This window comes from Amycolatopsis rhabdoformis (assembly GCF_035918295.1).
GTDB lineage: Bacteria > Actinomycetota > Actinomycetes > Mycobacteriales > Pseudonocardiaceae > Amycolatopsis > Amycolatopsis rhabdoformis.
On the sequence record NZ_CP142149.1, the window covers coordinates 317,291 to 333,705 of the forward strand.

Sequence of the window (16,415 nt, forward strand, 5' to 3'; positions counted from 1 at the left end):
ACGTGAGCCGACGCGCGAAGATCGTTTGTACGCTGGGTCCCGCAACCTCCACGCCGGAGAAGATGCGGGCACTCGTCGACGCCGGAATGGACGTCGCGAGGATGAACTTCAGCCACGGAAGCCACAGCGACCACAAGCAGGTCTACGACCTGGTCCGGGCCGCTGCGGCCGAGAGTGGCCGGGCGGTGGGCATCCTCGGTGACCTCCAGGGCCCGAAGATCCGTCTCGGCACCTTCGCCAGCGGATCGGCCGAGTGGCACACGGGCGACATCGTCCGCATCACCGTCGAGGACGTGGTCGGCACGCACGACCGCGTCTCGACCACCTACAAGGGCCTCGCGAAGGACGCCAAGCCGGGCGACCGCCTCCTGGTGGACGACGGCAAGGTCGGCCTCGTGGTCAAGGGTGTCGAGGGCCCCGACGTGGTCTGCGAGGTCACCGAAGGCGGCCCCGTCAGCAACAACAAGGGTGTCTCGCTGCCCGGCATGGACGTCTCGGTGCCGGCGCTGAGCGAGAAGGACATCGAGGACCTGGAGTTCGCGCTGCACCTGGGCGTCGACTTCATCGCCCTGTCGTTCGTGCGCTCGCCGGCCGACATCGACCTGGTCCACCAGGTCATGGACCGCGTCGGCAAGGGCCGGCTGCCGGTCGTGGCGAAGATCGAGAAGCCCGAGGCCGTCTACAACCTCGAGGCGATCGTGCTGGCCTTCGACGCGGTGATGGTCGCCCGCGGCGACCTCGGCGTCGAGCTGCCGCTCGAGCAGGTGCCGCTGGTGCAGAAGCGCGCGATCCAGATCTGCCGCGAGAACGCGAAGCCGGTCATCGTCGCGACGCAGATGCTCGAGTCGATGATCAACAACTCCCGGCCGACCCGCGCCGAGGCCTCCGACGTCGCCAACGCGGTGCTCGACGGCACCGACGCGGTGATGCTCTCGGGCGAGACCAGTGTCGGGCGCTACCCGATCGAGACGGTGCAGACGATGGGCCGCATCGTCGAGGCGGTGGAGACCGACTCGCCGGTCGTGCCGCCGCTCACACACGTGCCCCGCACCAAGCGTGGCGTGATCTCCTACGCCGCCCGCGACATCGGCGAGCGGCTCAACGCCAAGGCGCTGGTCGCCTTCACCCAGTCCGGCGACACCGTGCGCCGCCTGGCCCGCCTGCACACGCGCCTGCCGCTGATGGCGTTCACGCCGGAGGAGAGCGTGCGCAGCCAGCTGTCGATGACGTGGGGCACGGTCACCACGATCGTGCCGGAGGTCGCCTCCACCGACCAGATGATCCACCAGGTCGACCAGGCGATGCTCGCGATGGGCAAGTACCAGCGCGGTGACCTCGTGGTGATCGTGGCCGGCTCGCCTCCCGGCACCGTCGGTTCCACGAACCTCATCCACGTGCACCGCCTCGGTGAAGACGACCACGCATAAGGGACGGACGTCGTGCCGACCGAATAGGGTTCGGACATGACCGATATCGCCAGGACCGCCGCCGCCGGGCTCGACGAGGCCGCCGGCGGCGGGCAGGCGGTGCTCGACCGGCTCGTGGACCTCCTCGACCTGGAGAAGGTGGAAGAGGACTTCTACCGCGGGGTCTCACCCGCGCACTCCCCGGTCCGCGTGTTCGGCGGCCAGGTCGCCGGGCAGGCCCTCGTGGCCGCCGGACGCACCGTCCCCGAAGACCGGCGCGTGCACTCGCTGCACGCCTACTTCATCCGCGGCGGCGACCCGCGGGCGCCGATCCTCTACGAGGTCGACCGCATCCGCGACGGCCGCTCGTTCACCACGCGCCGCGTCACCGCCATCCAGCACGGCAAGGCGATCTTCGCGTTGTCGGCTTCGTTCCAGCGCGACGAGGGCGGCCTCGAGCACGGCGAGCAGATGCCCGACGTGCCGGCTCCCGACACGCTGCCCACGTTCCAGGAACGCACCGCCGGCTTCGGCCTGCGCTTCACCGAGCGCCCGCGCCCGATCGACGTGCGTTACGTGGGCGAACCGCCGTGGATCACGCGCTCGACCGGCGAACGGCCGGAGCGCAACCAGGTGTGGATGCGCGCCGACGGCACGCTGCCGGCGGATCAGCTGCTGCACGTCTGCGTGCTCACCTACGCCTCCGACATGACCCTGCTCGACTCGATCCTGGCGCGCCACGGCGTGTACTGGGACGTGGACAAGGTCCTCGGCGCGAGCCTGGACCACGCGCTGTGGTTCCACCGGCCCTTCCGCGCCGACGAGTGGTTCCTCTACGACAGCACCTCGCCGAGCGCCTCGGGCGCGCGCGGGCTGGCCACGGGCCGCTTCTTCGCGCAGGACGGCACGCACATCGCCACGGTCGTCCAAGAGGGACTGCTGCGCGTCCTGTGAGGACGGTCGCGGCGGATCACTACCCGGGCGGGGTGCCGGACCGAGTCCGGTTCTACTGAGAGTGTGCCACTCAGTGGTGTGTGCGGAATGAATCACACTTCCGAGTGGTGGGTAAATGCGAAATGCGTAGCCGAGTATTCGTCGGAGTGCGCGCCACTTCGGCCGACAACAACTGCCACCACAGGGTGAAGGTGCCCGGGACCGGTCGGGGGGCGGCCCCGGACACCTTCCGCCGGAAACGCCCGCGCACTCGGTGTCTGTTTCCGGCTGGTCGTCGTCTACGCTGCTCAGGAACCCGGAACGATCACTGTCGCCGAGGCCTTCGGCGCGGCGTGACCGGTTCCGGTTCACACGGGTGTCAGAGTACAAGCGCAATCTGCAAATTGCAGGGTGAAGACCCGCCACGAAGGCGGGAATTCCGCAGTGTTAATACCCCACCGACCAGTCGGACGGCTGGTTAGATATGCGGTGCGGGCAGCGTCGGCCGACGGTGCGCGCACCGTCGAAGACGATCCCGGAGGTGCTGTCGTGGCGAGAGGCCAGGGACCCACCGTTCGCCGCCGGAGGCTCGCGAGCGAGCTGAGGCGGCTCCGGGAAGCCGCCGATCTCACGATCGACGAAGTGGGCGAGAAGCTCGAGTGCTCCGCCTCGAAGGTGAGCCGCATCGAGACCGGGCACGTCGGCGTCACCCCGCGCGACGCCCGGGACATGCTGGCGCTCTACGGCATCGTCGGCGACGAGCAGGAGGCGCTCGTCCAGCTGGCCCGCGAGGCGCGCAAGCGCGGCTGGTGGCACGCGTACAACGAGGTGTTCACCGGCACCTTCGTGGGGCTCGAGGCCGACGCGACCTCGCTGCGCGCGTTCCAGGCGCTGCTCGTGCCGGGCCTGCTGCAGACCGAGCGCTACGCCCACGCCGTGATCCGCGCGCTGCGGCCCGACGCCGAGGACGCCGAGATCCGGCGTCGCGTGGCCGCGCGCATGGCCCGCCAGGAACTGCTGAGCGACACCCCGCCGGTGGAGTACTGGGCCGTGGTCGACGAGGCGGTGCTGCACCGCGTGGTCGACAGCCCCGAGGTGATGGCCGAGCAGCTCTACCGCATGGTCTCGGTCGCCGAAAAGCCCAACGTGACCATCCAGGTGGTCCCCTTCACCGCCGGAGCGCACCCCGGCATGGAAGGCCCCTTCCTCATCATGGGGTTCCCCGAGCAGGCCGACCCCGACGTCGTCTACGTCGACGACAGCACGTCGAGCGGCCTGTACCTCGAGCAACCCGAAGACGTCCGGCGCTACGCGCTGATGTTCGACCACCTGCGCGCTGCCGCACTGAAACCGGACGACTCGGTCGACTTGATCACCGAGGCCGCCGGCCGGTTCGCCGAACGGGTGACCGCGCCGGCCGCAGTGCACCACCTGGAACCGAGGACACCGTAAGACCGAGGACACAGATAGGAAGTGGGGAACATGATGCCGGACGCGGATCTTTCCCGCGCCACCTGGCGCAAGAGCAGCCACAGCGGCGGCGGCAACGACTGCGTCGAGATCGCGTTCGTCGGCGGCGACGCCGCGGTGCGCGACTCGAAGGACCCCGAAGGGGGTGCTTTCCGCCTCCCCGCCTCGGGTTGGCGGGGGCTGCTGGCGGCGGTGCGCGCCGGCGGCCCGGCCCGCGACTGACGTTCCACCCAACGACCCCTTACCCCGCCGACCTGCTTCTCGCCGGTCGGTGCCTCGGGTAAGGGGTCGTTGGGCGTCCAGGACGAGGTGATCGTCCGATGCCCGGGGCTCCTCCTCAGGACGACTGTGAGTGTCACCGAAGAAGACACACGCAGAGGATGGGGAAGAAGCCATGACGTACCAGCTCCTGGACGCGATGAGCGCCGAGGTGGCCTACCGCGAGGAGCAGCTGCGCAAGGCCGGGCGCGACGCGCGCATGACCAAGCAGAGCCGGTTCGTGCGGTGGCTGCGGACGCACCGGGTGACCAGCGTGTCCGTGCCGGCACAGGAACGCCGCACGACCGCCGCGGTGTCCTCGCGCGCCGATCACCTGGCGCGGTGAGCACCTCGTTCGCCGGGGGCGTCACGCCCTCGGCGAAAAGCATGGCGGAACTGTCGGTGGGGTAGGACAGAATGCATCTCGTGCCCCGCTTAGGCTCCGGAATCCCGCTGGTCGCCCGCACCCACGAGATGCGGCGGCTTCGTGCCGCCTTCGCTCGTGCGGAGCGGCGCGAAGCCGGCGCCGTGCTCATCGCGGGCGACGCGGGCGTCGGCAAGACCCGGCTGCTCACCGCTCTCGGTGAGCACGTCGCGTCGGCCGGGGCGCTCGTGCTCACGGGCCGGTGCATCGACGTGCGCGACGGCGGTCTGCCGTACCTGCCGTTCGCCGAGGCACTGGCGCCGCTGGGTTCGTCGGGGGACCCGGTGATCGCCGCCGCGGTGCGCGCACGTCCGGCGCTCGCGCGGCTGCTGCCGCAGAGCGGCGAGCCCGAGCCGATCGGCGCGGGTGAACACGGTCAGGTGTCGGCCGGCGAGCGCGAGGTCATGCGCCGGCCGCGACCGGAACAGGACCTGGGTCAGCTCCAGCTGTTCGACGCGGTACTGGGGGTGCTGACCGAGGTCGCCGAGTCGCGTCCGGTGGTGATCCTGCTCGAGGACCTGCACTGGGCCGATTCCTCCACGCGCAACCTGCTGTCCTTCCTGGCCAGCAGGTTGCGCGCGCAGCGGTTGCTGGTCGTGGGCAGCTACCGAGAGGAGGACGTGCACCGGCGCCACCCGCTGCGGGGCCTGCTCTCGGAGCTGGTGCGCCTGGCCACGGTCGAGCAGGTCGCGCTCGCGCCTTTCGGCCCCGTCGACGCGCGCACGTTCGTGGAGGCGCTGGCCGACGAGCCGTTGCCGGCCGATGTGGTCGCCGACCTGGTGGCGCGGTCGGAGGGCAACCCGTTTTTCCTCGAAGAGCTGCTGGCCACCGATGCCGACTGCCGTGATCTGCCCGCGGGCCTGGCCGAGGTGCTGCTCGCGCGCGTCGAGCGGTTCCCGGCGGAGACCCGGCGCGTGCTGCGGGCGATCTCGGTGGCCAACGAACCGGTGTCGCACGGCGCGCTGGCGGAGGTGTCGGCGCTCGGTGAGCTGGAGCTCGACGAGGCGCTGCGCGAAGCCGTGCAGCACCACGTGCTCGTGATCGAGGACGGCTCGTACGTGTTCCGCCACGCGTTGCTGCAGGAAGCGGTGTACGCGGATCTGCTGCCGGGGGAGCGCAACCGCACGCACGCCGCGTACGCGGCTCGCATCCGCGCCATCCCGCAGGGCCGGGGCCACGACGCCAAGCTGGCGTTCCACAGTCTCGAGAGCCGTGATTTCGTGACCGCGCTGCCGGCGTTGCTCAGTGCGATGGCCGAGGCGGAGAAGCTGGGCGCGCCGGGCGCGGCGCTGGGCCACGCCGAGCAGGCACTGTCCATTTGGGACGCCGTGCCGGCCGCCGACCGGCCCGAGGGGGTCGACGAGCTGAGGCTGCTGCACGAGGCGTCGTGGTTCGCCGGCACGTCGGGCGAACCGGAGCGGGCGGCGGCGTATGCGCGCTCGGCCACGGAGCTGCTGGCACCCGACGAGCCGGCGTTGCGCGCCGCCAAGGTGTGGCGACGGCTGGCCGAGGCGCTGCTGGCGCTGGAGGGCACGCTCGACGAGGCGACGCAGGCCATCGACCGGGCGTGGGAGCTGGTGAAGGACAGCGAACCGAGCGCCACGCGCGCGTTGGTGCTCGCCACCCGCGGCGGGTTCCTGCGGCTGCTCGATCAGCCGGGAGAGGCGCTGGACAACGCGCTCACGGCGGTGTCCGACGCGCGGGCCGTGGGTGCGCTCGGGGCCGAGGCGTCGGCGCTCGTCACGCTGGGCACGCTCGCCGACTCGGCGGGCGACGCGGCGCTGGCTCGCGAGCGGCTGCGCCAGGCCGTGCGCAAGGCGCGCGACGCCGAGGCCCTCAACGTCGAGCTGCGCGGCCTGTACTTCCTGGCCTTGAGCTACGACGACCAGGCCGAGATGGCCGAAGCCCTCACCCACGTGGCGAACGGCGTGGCGCGCGCGGAGGAATCGGGGCTCACCTGGAGCTCGTTCGGGCTCGAGCTGCGCGCGCGGCAGCTGTACCTGCGCTACCTGAGCGGCGACTGGCCCGCCGAAGACGCGGCCGGGCGCGCGGGGCGCGGGGTGTCGAGCGCGGTCGCGGCGCGGATCCTCGCCAACTGGGCGCTGTTCCTCGTCGCGCGCGGCCGCTTCGACGACGCCGCCCGGCTGCTGCCCGAGCTGCGCCGGCAGTGGGCCGCCGACATCCAGATCGCCCTCTCGGCCGGCGACGCCGCCATCGAGCTCGCCACTTGGCGCGGCGACCACGAGGAAGCCGTCCGGATCACCGAGGAACTGGTGCTGTGGCTGGAGAAGGTCGAGCCGTGGCTGCTCGGCGGCATCCGGATCGTCGCGCTGGGGCTCGCCTCCGTCGCCGCCCGCGCCGCCGACGCCCGCCTCCACGGCGACCAGCGCACCGCCGACGACCTGGTGGCGGTCGGCCGCCGCCTGGCCGAACACGGCCGCCGCACCGCCGTCGAGGGCAGCCCGCGCTCCGGCACCCTCGGCCCGGAGGGCCACGCCTGGCTCGCCCGCCTCGAAGCCACCGCGTCCGGCTTCGAGGGCCCCGCCGACCCGGCCCTGTGGTCCGCCGCCGCCACGGCGTTCGGCTACGGCGCGGTCTACGAACAGGCCATGTGCCGCTACTTCGAAGCCCAGGCCCTGCTCGCCCACGGCCTGCCCGCCGCGGACGCCCTCACCGCCGCCCACACCGTCGCCTCCACCCTCGGCGCCCTCCCCCTGCGCGACGCCGTGCGCGACCTGGCCCACCGCGCCCGCGTCGACCTGCCGGGCCTCACCCCGGCCACCCCCGCCCCCACCCGCCCCAACCCCCTCACCGACCGCGAACGCGATGTCCTCGAACGGGTCGCCCTCGGCCGCACCAACCGCCAGGTGGGGGAGGAGCTCTACATCAGCGAGAAAACGGTCTCCGTGCACCTCTCCCGGGTCATGGCGAAGCTCGGTGCCAGCCGCCGCGCCGAGGCGGTGGCGATCGCGTATGACCGCGGTTTGCTGACCACGCCCGCTGCGAAGGACTGACCCGGCGCGCGTGCCTTGTTGTCCAGGCCACGGTTGATGGCTCAGCCAGCTGCGGGCCGGCATGCCGAAACCGCGGACGTGGCGGATGTCGGCCGCCCCGCTCGCCGCTCCTGCGGTGAGCTTGGTGACTGGAGTGCGCGCTGAACCCGCTCGGGTGCGGTGACCGCCACTTCCGCGGCACGAGCAGCGAGATGACCGCTGCGTCCAGAATCCGTACGGTTGCGGCGAAAGCGAAGCTGGGCGCCGGCCGCCGCGCCGAGGCGGTGGCGATTGCGTATGACCGCGGCTTGCTGACTACACCGGCCGCAAAGGACTGACGCGGCGGGAGAGCCGGCCGCCCGGTCGCGCAGACCGTTCTCTGCGCGTGCCGGGTCGGCCCTGCGGTGGTTTGTGGCCGACTTCACCGCGAGCCGCCGGGTGGTTTGGTCGGCTGTGTGCGGAACTGTCCGGCTGTGGTGTGTCCGCGGGCTGAGCAGGATCGGCCCGGCGGGTGCCGAGCCGGCGTCTCAGTGGTTGACTGAAGATCGAATAGCATGCTAACCACGCGGGAGGAAACCGGATGCGCGTCGACGTGCACGCTCACCTGTGGAGCCAGGCGTACCTGGATCTGTTGACGCGTCTGGGAAACGACCGGGCCGCCGAGCAAGGTCGGCTCGGGGCGGGGACCACCGAAGCGGAGCTCGACGCGAGGTTCGAGCAGATGACCACCGCGGGCGTCGACCTGCAGGTGCTCTCGACCACGCCCGCGCCGCCGCATTTCGAGAACGAGAGCGCGGCGGTGGAAGCGGCGCGGTTCGTGAACGACGAGTACGCCCGCCTCGTGCAGGAGCACCCCGGGCGATTCAAGGCGTTCGCCTCGCTGCCGTTGCCGCACACCGATGCCGCGCTCGCCGAGCTCGGGCGGGCGGTCGACGAGCTGGGGTTCCTGGGCGTCGCGATCACCACGTCGGTGCTCGGGCGCACGCTCGCCGACCCGGCTTTCCTGCCCGTGTACGAGGAACTCGACCGGCGCGGCAGCGTGCTGTTCGTGCACCCGGCCGGGGTGGGGGCGGCGTCGCCGTTGATCGGGCCGGAGCTCACGTGGCAGATCGGGGCGCCGATCGAGGACACGGTGGCCGTGATGCACCTGATCGTGGCCGGGATCCCGAGCCGGTTCCCGCGGATGAAGATCGTCCTGCCGCACCTCGGTGGGGCGCTGCCGATGCTGCTGCCGCGCATCGATCGGCAGAACCCTTGGGAAGCACCGGAAACGCCCGAACTGCCCAGCCTCGCGGCGCGCCGGATCTTCTACGACACCGTGGGGCACAACCACATCCCGGCGCTGCGCCTGGCGGCCGAAACCCTCGGTGCCGACCGGCTGGTGCTCGGCAGCGACTTCCCGTACCAGAAGGGCGACGGCTTCACCGAGGCCGTGACCTACGTGCAGCGCTCGGGGCTGCCCGAGAACGACGTCACGAACATCCTCGACCGCACCGCCGTCGACCTCCTGGGCCTCGGCACCGACTGATCACCGCCGGCCGATCACCGTCAACCGATCACCGTCAACCGATCACCGCCGACCGATCAGCACCGACCGATCACCACCGACTCACCGCGGCAACCGCCGCAGCACCTTCATGCTCGACGTCATCAACCGCGTCCACACCCCGCCCGGCACGCGCCGCGGCGGCCGCAACGCGAGCCCGCGCTGCACGGCGATCGACTGTGCCTCCGTGTACTTCAGCAGCCCTTCGGCGCCGTTGCGCCGGCCCACGCCCGAATCCTTCATCCCGCCCATGGGCACACCGACGGTGCCGAACGTCGCGGCGTAGCCCTCGTTGACGTTCACCGTGCCCGCCTTCAACCGGGCCGCGACCTCCCAGCCCGCGCGGCCGTTGCGTGACCACACGCTGGCGTTGAGACCGAACGGGGTGTCGTTCGCACGCTCGATGGCGTCGGTGACATCGGTATAGCCGTATATCGACACGACCGGCCCGAACGTCTCCGAGGCGAACGCCACCATCTCCGGCGTCACGCCGGTGAGCACGGTGGGCTCGTAGAACAGCGGCCCGAGGTCCGGTCGCGCCCGCCCGCCGGTGAGCACGCGCGCGCCCTTGGCGCGGGCGTCCTCGACGTGGGCCGACACGGTTTCGAGCTGGCTCGGTGAGGTGAGCGAACCCATCTGCGGCCCGAAACCCAGCTCACCACCCAGCTTCAGCGCGGCCGTGCGCGCCACGAACGCGGCCGTGAACTCCTCGCGCACGCTCTCGTGCACGTAGATCCGCTCCACCGACACACACAGCTGCCCCGCCGAGGAGAAGCACGCGGTCACGGCGCCGGTCGCGGCCTTCGCGACGTCGGCGTCGGGCAGCACGATCATCGGGTTCTTGCCACCGAGCTCGAGCGAGTAGCTCGTGAGCCGCGCCGCGATCTGCGTCGCGAGGTTCTTGCCGGTCGGCGTCGAGCCGGTGAAACAGAGGTAGTCGCACTCTTCGAGCAACGCCGGGCCGACGTCGGCGCCGCGGCCGAGCACGACCTGCCACAGGCCGTCCGGCAGGCCGGCTTCGGTGGCGAGCTCGTGGAGCCACAACGCGGACAGCGCGGTCTGGTTGTCGGGCTTCTGCACCACGGCGTTGCCCGCGGCGAGCGCCGGGAACACGTCCATCGCCGTGAGCGCCACGGGGTAGTTCCAGGGCGAGATGATGCCGACGACGCCCTTGGGGTGGCGCAGCTCGCCCGCCTTCGTGAGCAGCGGGATCACGCCGGCCGCGCGCTTCGGCGCCAGGATCTTCGCGCTGTGCTTGCCGTAGTAGGCCGCCACGAGCGCGGCGGCGCTGACCTCGTCGAACGCGTCGAGCCGCGCCTTGCCGGCCTCTACCTGCACGAGGTCGAGCGCTTCGGCCTGGCGGGTCAGGATCAGGTCGTGCAGGCGCACGAGGAACCGCTGGCGGTCGGCGACCGGCCGGGCCGCCCACTCGTGCTGGGCGGAGCGCGCGGCCGCGAACGCCGCCCGCACGTCGGCGTCGGAGGCCTGGGGGATCGTGGCGATCGGCAGCCCGGTGAACGGCGCCGTCATGCGGATCGGCGCCGAGTCCGCGCCCCCGCTCACCCGCGCCACGAGCCGCGCCGCGCGGGCGGCCGAAGGCGCTCCCGCGACACCCCCGACGGTCGCGGGCACGGCCGTCTCACCGCTGAGGTCCGCCGGTGTCGTGCTGGTCATGCCGTCTCCGTTCAGCCCGGTGTTACCGACGAGTAGAGCATACCGACGGTACGGAGGTCGACTCCGGTAAAATCCGAATCAGATTCACATATCCAGGTCGTCACGGTGCTTGCCCGGCGGCTCGACGCCCGGCGCGGGCACCACGTCCTGCGGGGGGAACGGCGGAGACGGCGCCTCGGCGTCCTCCGGCAGCACGCCCTGCGCGGGTGGCTCGGCCCAGGTGTCGGCGGGCGCCGGGTCCGGGATCGAGTAGATCACCGGCTCGTCGGGCACCGGGTAGTACGGCAGCCAGACGGTGGTCCAGCGGCCGCCGCCGAACGCGGCGAGCGCCAGCACGAGCACCGCGACCACCGCGCCGCCGAGCAGCACCCAGAACCCCGTGCCGGTCGTGTAGTGGGAGACGACGTTGTCGCTCGTCTGCTCGTAGCTGAGGGTGGACGACACGTCCATACCCATGGTCCACGCCGCGCCGGCCACGGCCGCGCCGCCGGTGATCAGCACGATCCGGGCGGCGGTGCGAAAGCGGGTGAACGCGAGCAGCGCGCCGACGAGCAGCACCACGGCGGTGACCGTGAGCGGGATGCCGTAGCGGGGTACGTGGCTGATGGCGAACAGGTCGCGCTCGATCTGCGGCGCCGCCTCGACCTGGCGGTCCCACGCCGTGATCGCGATCGAGCTCTGCAGCCGGCCCGCGACGGTCACCTGGGAGGCGGCGATGGGCAGGAACGTGCCCGCGACCACGAGCGCGGCCGCGATCACCCCGAGGATCCCCGCGAGCAGGCGCGACACCGCGCCGGGCTCGGTGACGGGCGCTGGCGGGTACTGCGGCACGCTGGTCATCGTGGCTCCTTCGCCTGCTCAGGGCACTTGCGATTCCACCACGAAGAACCCGCTCGCGCTAAGGGGTCGCGGGATCACGGCTGCGAGTACATCAGCACCGCGATCCGCTTCCACTCCTGCAGCAGCTTGCGGCGCCGGTTCGGGTCGCCCCCCAGTTCGGCGTCGAGCGCCAGGCCGCGGGTGAGGTTCACGGTGAGCCAGAACAGCGTCTCCGCCCGCTCTTTCGGCAGGTCACCGGCCACCTGGCTCACGTGGGCCAGCGTCGCGCGGCCCAGCGCGCGGTCCACGGGCCGGATCGCCTCCCGCAGCTCGGGGTCGGTGCGCGCGGCCACCCACAGCTCGGTCACGGCGGTGGACAGCGTGCCGGAGTAGCCCGCCCACAGCAGGTCGATCGCGGCTTCGACGCCGGACGTGCCGCCGGGCAACCCGTCGAGCGAAGCGGACACCTGCGTGCGCAGCTTCGTGGTGAGGTGCTCCACGGCGGCCGCCATCAGTTCGGCTTTGGTCGCGAAGTGGTGCTGCACCGCGCCCTTCGACACACCGGCCCGGGCGCAGATCTCCTGCATCGACGCGCGGGCGTAGCCGATGTCGACCAGGCACTCGACGGTCGCGTCGAGCAGGGCCGTGCGCGTGTGCTCCCGGCGCTGCGCCTGGGTGCGGTGCGCCTTGGCCTCGGTCATCTCGGTCTCCCGCTTTACGGAACGGAGTGTTCGGCTGTACATTCCGAACAGAACTTACCTTCCACGCGTAATGTTTTCCAGCTTCGCAGGAGGCGTCGCCGTGCCGTTGCAGATCCAGAAGAGCTCGTGGAGCACCACCGAACTCGAAGACCTCAGGGAGCTGAGCCGCTCTTTCCTGCAGAAGGAGATCGTGCCGCACCAGGAGCGGTTCGCGGCGGAGAAGAAGATGGACCGCGAGATCTGGCGCAAGGCGGGTGAGGTCGGGCTGCTGTGCCTGTCGATCCCCGAGGAGTACGGCGGTGGCGGCGGCACGTTCGCCCACGAGGCCGTGTTGTACGAGGAGCAGGCCCGCTCCGGGGACAACGCGTGGGGCGTCACCGTCCACAACGGAATCGTGGCGCATTACCTGCTGCACTACGCGTCGGAAGAGAAGAAGCGCGAGTGGCTGCCGAAGCTCGCGAGTGGCGAGTTCGTGGGCGCCATCGCGATGACCGAGCCGGGCACGGGCTCCGACCTGCAGAGCATCAAGACGCGCGCGGTGCGCGAGGGCGACCACTACGTGCTCAACGGCGCGAAGACGTTCATCACCAACGGTTTCCACGCCGACCTCGTGGTGGTGGCGTGCAAGACCGACCCCGACGCGGGGGCGCAGGGCGTGTCGCTGATCGTGGTCGAGACCGACACGCCGGGCTTCCGCCGTGGCCGCGTGCTCGACAAGGTGGGGCTCAAGGGCCAGGACACCGCGGAGCTGTTCTTCGACGACGTGCGCGTGCCGGCCGCCAATCTGCTCGGCGAAGCCGAAGGCCAGGGCTTCGTACAGCTGATGCTGCAGCTGCCCCAGGAACGGCTGATCATCGCCGTGACCGCGGTCGCCGGGCTCGAGGCGGCCGTGAACCTCACGATCGACTACACCAAGGAGCGCACGGCGTTCGGCCGGCCGATCTTCGGGTTCCAGAACACGAAGTTCAAGCTCGCGGAGGCCGCGACGGAAGCGGCGGTTTCGCGCGCGTTCCTCGACCAGTGCATCGAACGCCACCTGCGCGGTGAGCTCGACGTGCAGGGCGCGGCCATGGCGAAGCTGTGGACGACCGAGCGCGTGAACAAGGTCGTGGACGAGTGCGTGCAGCTGTTCGGCGGCTACGGCTACATGACCGAATACCCGATCGCGCGCGCGTGGGCCGACGTCCGGATTTCGCGGATCTTCGGCGGGACCAGCGAGATCATGAAGGAGATCATCTCGCGCACGCTCTGAGATTTTCGGCTCGACGAAAGGATTTCCGCCGTGAAAGCCGGACCCCTGGGCGGGCTGAAGGTGGTGGAGCTGGCCGGGCTCGCGCCCGCGCCGTTCGCCTGCATGATCCTGGCCGACCTCGGCGCCGACGTCGTGCGCGTGGACCGCGCGACGCCGGGCGCCGACGTGCTCGGTATCCCGAACGATCCGCTCGGGCGCGGCCGGCGCTCGATCGGCGTGAACACCAAGACCCCCGAGGGCGTCGAGGTGGTGCTGAAGCTCGCCGACCAGGCCGACGTGCTGATCGAGGGTTTCCGGCCGGGCGTCGCGGAACGCATGGGGCTCGGTCCGGAGGTGGTCCACGCGCGCAACCCGCGGCTGGTCTACGGCCGGATGACCGGCTGGGGCCAGGACGGCCCGCTCGCGCAGGCGGCCGGCCACGACCTCAACTACATCGGCATCGCCGGCGCGCTCGAACCGATCGGCCGCGCCGGCTCCGCGCCCGTGCCGCCGCTGAACCTCGTCGGTGACTTCGGCGGCGGTGGTCTGATGCTGGCGATGGGCGTGCTCGCCGCGCTGCACGAGCGCACGTCTTCGGGCCGCGGTCAGGTCGTCGACGCGTCCATGGTGGAGGGCGCCGCGCTGCTCACCACCAGCCTCCACGGGATGCACGCCGCCGGCGCGTGGTCCGGTCCTCGTGGTCACAACCTCCTCGACGGCGGCGCGCCGTTCTACGACACCTACGAGACCGCCGACGGCAAGTACGTCGCCATCGGCGCCATCGAGATGCGGTTCTGGGGCGACCTGGTGAAGGTCCTCGACCTGCCCGACGCGCCACCGCACTTCGACCAGGCCCAGTGGCCCCGGCTGCGTGAGCTCATCACCGCCGCGGTCGCCCGCCACACGCGCGACGACCTCGTCGCCCGCGCCGAAGGCACCGACGCGTGCCTCACGCCGGTGCTGTCCCCGTGGGAAGCCGCCGCCCATCCCCAGAACGCGGCCCGCGGCACCTTCGTCGACATCGGCGGCACGGTCCAGCCCGCGCCGGCGCCCCGCTTCGACCGCACCCCACCGGCCACGCCCCACGCACCCCACGAGGCCGGCGCGGACACCGCCGACGTGCTGGCGGACCTCGGCCTCACTGCCGACGAGGTGACCGCTCTGCGCACGGCGGGCGCGATCGCCTGAGCGCGGAGGGCGATCCCCGCGGGGCTCAGCGCTTCTCGAGATCCGAGCGCACCACCGAGTACACCGCACTGTCCCGCCAGGCACCGTCCCGGAAGGTGTATCCGCGCAACACGCCCTCACGGGTGAAGCCGGCTTTTTCAAGGGAGCGGTTCTCGGCCCGGTTGTCCACGTCGGTGGTGGCCTCCACGCGGTTGAGCTGCGTGTGCGCGAACAGGTACTGCACCAGCAGGCGCTGCGCCTCGGTGCCGTGGCCGTGGCCGCGCGCTTCGGGGCGCAGGACGAGGCCCATGGTCCAGCAGTAGGAGCTGGGGCCGGAGCGGGAACGGTGCCAGGACAGCAACCCGAGGACGGCGCCGTCGAGGCTGGGGATGAGCAGGCCGCCTTCGGTGGTGATGACGCTGCCGTCGCGCCAGCGGCGGCGGAGGTAGCCGGCGTCGTGCCAGCCGAACCACTGGAACTCGCCCGCGGTGGCCGGGTCGTTGGTGAGCGCCTCGAGCAGGTCGAGGTCGGACTCGAGCACCGGGCGCAGAACCACGTCGTTCATCGCGGCAGCCTAGCGGGCGGCCCGGCGGCGCCGGCGTCACTCGATCGGACAGGCGTCACCCGGTCGTGGTTCGCGTCCCGCTGAGCGACTGTCGGGCGGGCCCGAAGCGCTGGTCGTCACTAGAGTGTGCGTGACTCCCCGGCCTCACTGCCGGTGCCCGTCACGGAAGCCGGGGGAGCGGATTGGATGGTGCCATGTCAGGCGGCGTGAAGAAGATCGTGGTCATCGGGGTGGTCGTCCTCGTGCTGTTCTTCCTGATCACCCAGCCCACCCAGTCGGCGAACCTCGTGCACCAGGTGCTCGGCTGGCTGCGCGACGGTGCCGAAGCCATCATCACGTTCTTCCAGACCCTGTTCGCGTGATCACCGAACTCCTCGTTACCGCCCGGTAATTACTGAGAGTAACGCGATCCTGGAAACCGGGCCGATCGCTCGACCATCCGGGTGGATTGGCCCCTGAAAGGGCCTGGTCACCGAATTAGTGGGGGCCGGGGTATGGCGCGGAAAGCGGGCCCGGCCCTACGGTGCTCACATTGCGTGATCAGCCGGTTCTCCGGTCCCCCGGGAGCCGGGTCACAGCGGTGGTTTTCCGCTCGGTCACGTGCATTGGGTGCAAGTCGTGGACGCGCAACGGGGCAGGCGTCAGGGCCGGCCCGTCGGGGACCAATGAGGAGGCAGGGATGACCGGAGATCCCGGAGTGGACGCGTTGATCCGGCAGTGGGCCGCTGAGCGCGAGCAGACCGCCGAGGAGCAGGAGGTCAACCGCATCACGTCCGCCTGGCTGGCCGACGCGCCGCAGGCCCCGCCCGGTATCCCCGGTCAGCGTGCGCGGTCCGGTCCCTCGCGCTGGGCGCAGGTGGACGCCGCGGACCCCGGTTACCTCGACGCGATGCGCGTGCGCCTGCCCGAGGTCCCGGACGAGCTGCTCGTGGCCGCCGCGGGCTGGTGGCAGATGGTCGGCGACGTCGCCGAGGCCGAACTGTGGTGGGACGCCGGCATCAGCCCGCTCGACCAGCGGGCCCTCGACTACCGCGCGGCGGGCCTGCAGCCCTCCGACCTGAGCCGCCGGCTCGGCCCGATGACGGTGCTCCAGCACCTGCGCCGCGGCAGTGCCCCGGCCTGGTGCGTCGCGCGCCTGGCGCGGCAGCAGAAGTCCGCCTGAGCCGACCTCTCGACACGGCCGGGTGAACCGGCGTGGCGGCAGCGATCCGAACCCGTGCGTAACGCT

Annotated in this window: 15 protein-coding genes; 11 read left to right on the plus strand and 4 right to left on the minus strand. The window is 71.4% G+C overall.

Going from position 1 to position 16,415, the window contains the following annotated elements:
- Positions 1 to 2: 2 nt before the first annotated feature.
- The 7 genes from pyk to VSH64_RS01495 all read left to right on the plus strand — a co-directional run bounded on the left by pyk (position 3) and on the right by VSH64_RS01495 (position 9,012).
- Positions 3 to 1,427 carry a pyruvate kinase gene (pyk, locus tag VSH64_RS01465; protein ID WP_326569752.1) on the plus strand — a complete coding sequence of 475 codons (1,425 nt, stop codon included), beginning with the start codon at positions 3 to 5 and terminating at the stop codon, positions 1,425 to 1,427.
- A 36-nt stretch (positions 1,428 to 1,463) separates the two neighbouring features.
- Complete coding sequence (locus tag VSH64_RS01470; RefSeq protein WP_326569753.1) at positions 1,464 to 2,360, plus strand: acyl-CoA thioesterase; 897 nt, start codon at positions 1,464 to 1,466, stop codon at positions 2,358 to 2,360.
- Positions 2,361 to 2,888: 528 nt separating this feature from the next.
- Positions 2,889 to 3,791 (plus strand): helix-turn-helix domain-containing protein, encoded by a 903-nt coding sequence (locus VSH64_RS01475; RefSeq protein ID WP_326569754.1) that lies wholly within the window; start codon positions 2,889 to 2,891, stop codon positions 3,789 to 3,791.
- A gap of 30 nt (positions 3,792 to 3,821) precedes the next feature.
- A complete protein-coding gene (locus VSH64_RS01480) occupies positions 3,822 to 4,031 on the plus strand; it encodes a DUF397 domain-containing protein (RefSeq protein WP_326837871.1) in 210 nt (69 codons plus the stop codon).
- Positions 4,032 to 4,203: 172 nt separating this feature from the next.
- Positions 4,204 to 4,413 (plus strand): hypothetical protein, encoded by a 210-nt coding sequence (locus tag VSH64_RS01485; protein ID WP_326569755.1) that lies wholly within the window; start codon positions 4,204 to 4,206, stop codon positions 4,411 to 4,413.
- 71 nt (positions 4,414 to 4,484) lie between these two features.
- Positions 4,485 to 7,505, plus strand: a complete 3,021-nt coding sequence (locus tag VSH64_RS01490; protein ID WP_326569756.1) for a helix-turn-helix transcriptional regulator — start codon at positions 4,485 to 4,487, stop codon at positions 7,503 to 7,505.
- Positions 7,506 to 8,064: 559 nt separating this feature from the next.
- Positions 8,065 to 9,012 (plus strand): amidohydrolase family protein, encoded by a 948-nt coding sequence (locus tag VSH64_RS01495; protein WP_326569757.1) that lies wholly within the window; start codon positions 8,065 to 8,067, stop codon positions 9,010 to 9,012.
- An 81-nt stretch (positions 9,013 to 9,093) separates the two neighbouring features.
- Here the strand turns inward: VSH64_RS01495 and VSH64_RS01500 are convergent, their stop codons facing one another.
- From VSH64_RS01500 to VSH64_RS01510, 3 genes are all read right to left on the minus strand, one after another.
- Positions 9,094 to 10,704, minus strand: a complete 1,611-nt coding sequence (locus VSH64_RS01500) for a succinic semialdehyde dehydrogenase (RefSeq protein ID WP_326569758.1) — start codon at positions 10,702 to 10,704, stop codon at positions 9,094 to 9,096.
- Between the two features lie 84 nt (positions 10,705 to 10,788).
- Positions 10,789 to 11,544, minus strand: a complete 756-nt coding sequence (locus tag VSH64_RS01505; RefSeq protein WP_326569759.1) for a hypothetical protein — start codon at positions 11,542 to 11,544, stop codon at positions 10,789 to 10,791.
- Positions 11,545 to 11,618: 74 nt separating this feature from the next.
- Complete coding sequence (locus tag VSH64_RS01510; RefSeq protein WP_326569760.1) at positions 11,619 to 12,224, minus strand: TetR/AcrR family transcriptional regulator; 606 nt, start codon at positions 12,222 to 12,224, stop codon at positions 11,619 to 11,621.
- Between the two features lie 100 nt (positions 12,225 to 12,324).
- Here VSH64_RS01510 and VSH64_RS01515 point away from each other — a divergent pair, with 100 nt between their 5' ends.
- Both VSH64_RS01515 and VSH64_RS01520 read left to right on the plus strand, forming a co-directional pair.
- Positions 12,325 to 13,476 (plus strand): acyl-CoA dehydrogenase family protein, encoded by a 1,152-nt coding sequence (locus VSH64_RS01515; protein ID WP_326569761.1) that lies wholly within the window; start codon positions 12,325 to 12,327, stop codon positions 13,474 to 13,476.
- A gap of 30 nt (positions 13,477 to 13,506) precedes the next feature.
- Positions 13,507 to 14,643: a CaiB/BaiF CoA transferase family protein gene (locus VSH64_RS01520; RefSeq protein ID WP_326569762.1), complete on the plus strand. Its 1,137-nt coding sequence runs from the start codon at positions 13,507 to 13,509 to the stop codon at positions 14,641 to 14,643.
- Positions 14,644 to 14,668: 25 nt separating this feature from the next.
- Here VSH64_RS01520 and VSH64_RS01525 read toward each other — a convergent pair whose 3' ends face one another.
- Positions 14,669 to 15,187, minus strand: a complete 519-nt coding sequence (locus VSH64_RS01525; RefSeq protein ID WP_326569763.1) for a GNAT family N-acetyltransferase — start codon at positions 15,185 to 15,187, stop codon at positions 14,669 to 14,671.
- A gap of 194 nt (positions 15,188 to 15,381) precedes the next feature.
- Here VSH64_RS01525 and VSH64_RS01530 point away from each other — a divergent pair, with 194 nt between their 5' ends.
- On the plus strand, positions 15,382 to 15,549 hold the full coding sequence (locus tag VSH64_RS01530; RefSeq protein ID WP_220238194.1) for a hypothetical protein: 168 nt from the start codon (positions 15,382 to 15,384) through the stop codon (positions 15,547 to 15,549).
- A 317-nt stretch (positions 15,550 to 15,866) separates the two neighbouring features.
- Positions 15,867 to 16,349, plus strand: coding sequence for a helix-turn-helix transcriptional regulator (locus VSH64_RS01535; RefSeq protein ID WP_326569764.1), 483 nt, complete (start codon positions 15,867 to 15,869; stop codon positions 16,347 to 16,349).
- Positions 16,350 to 16,415 lie beyond the last annotated feature (66 nt).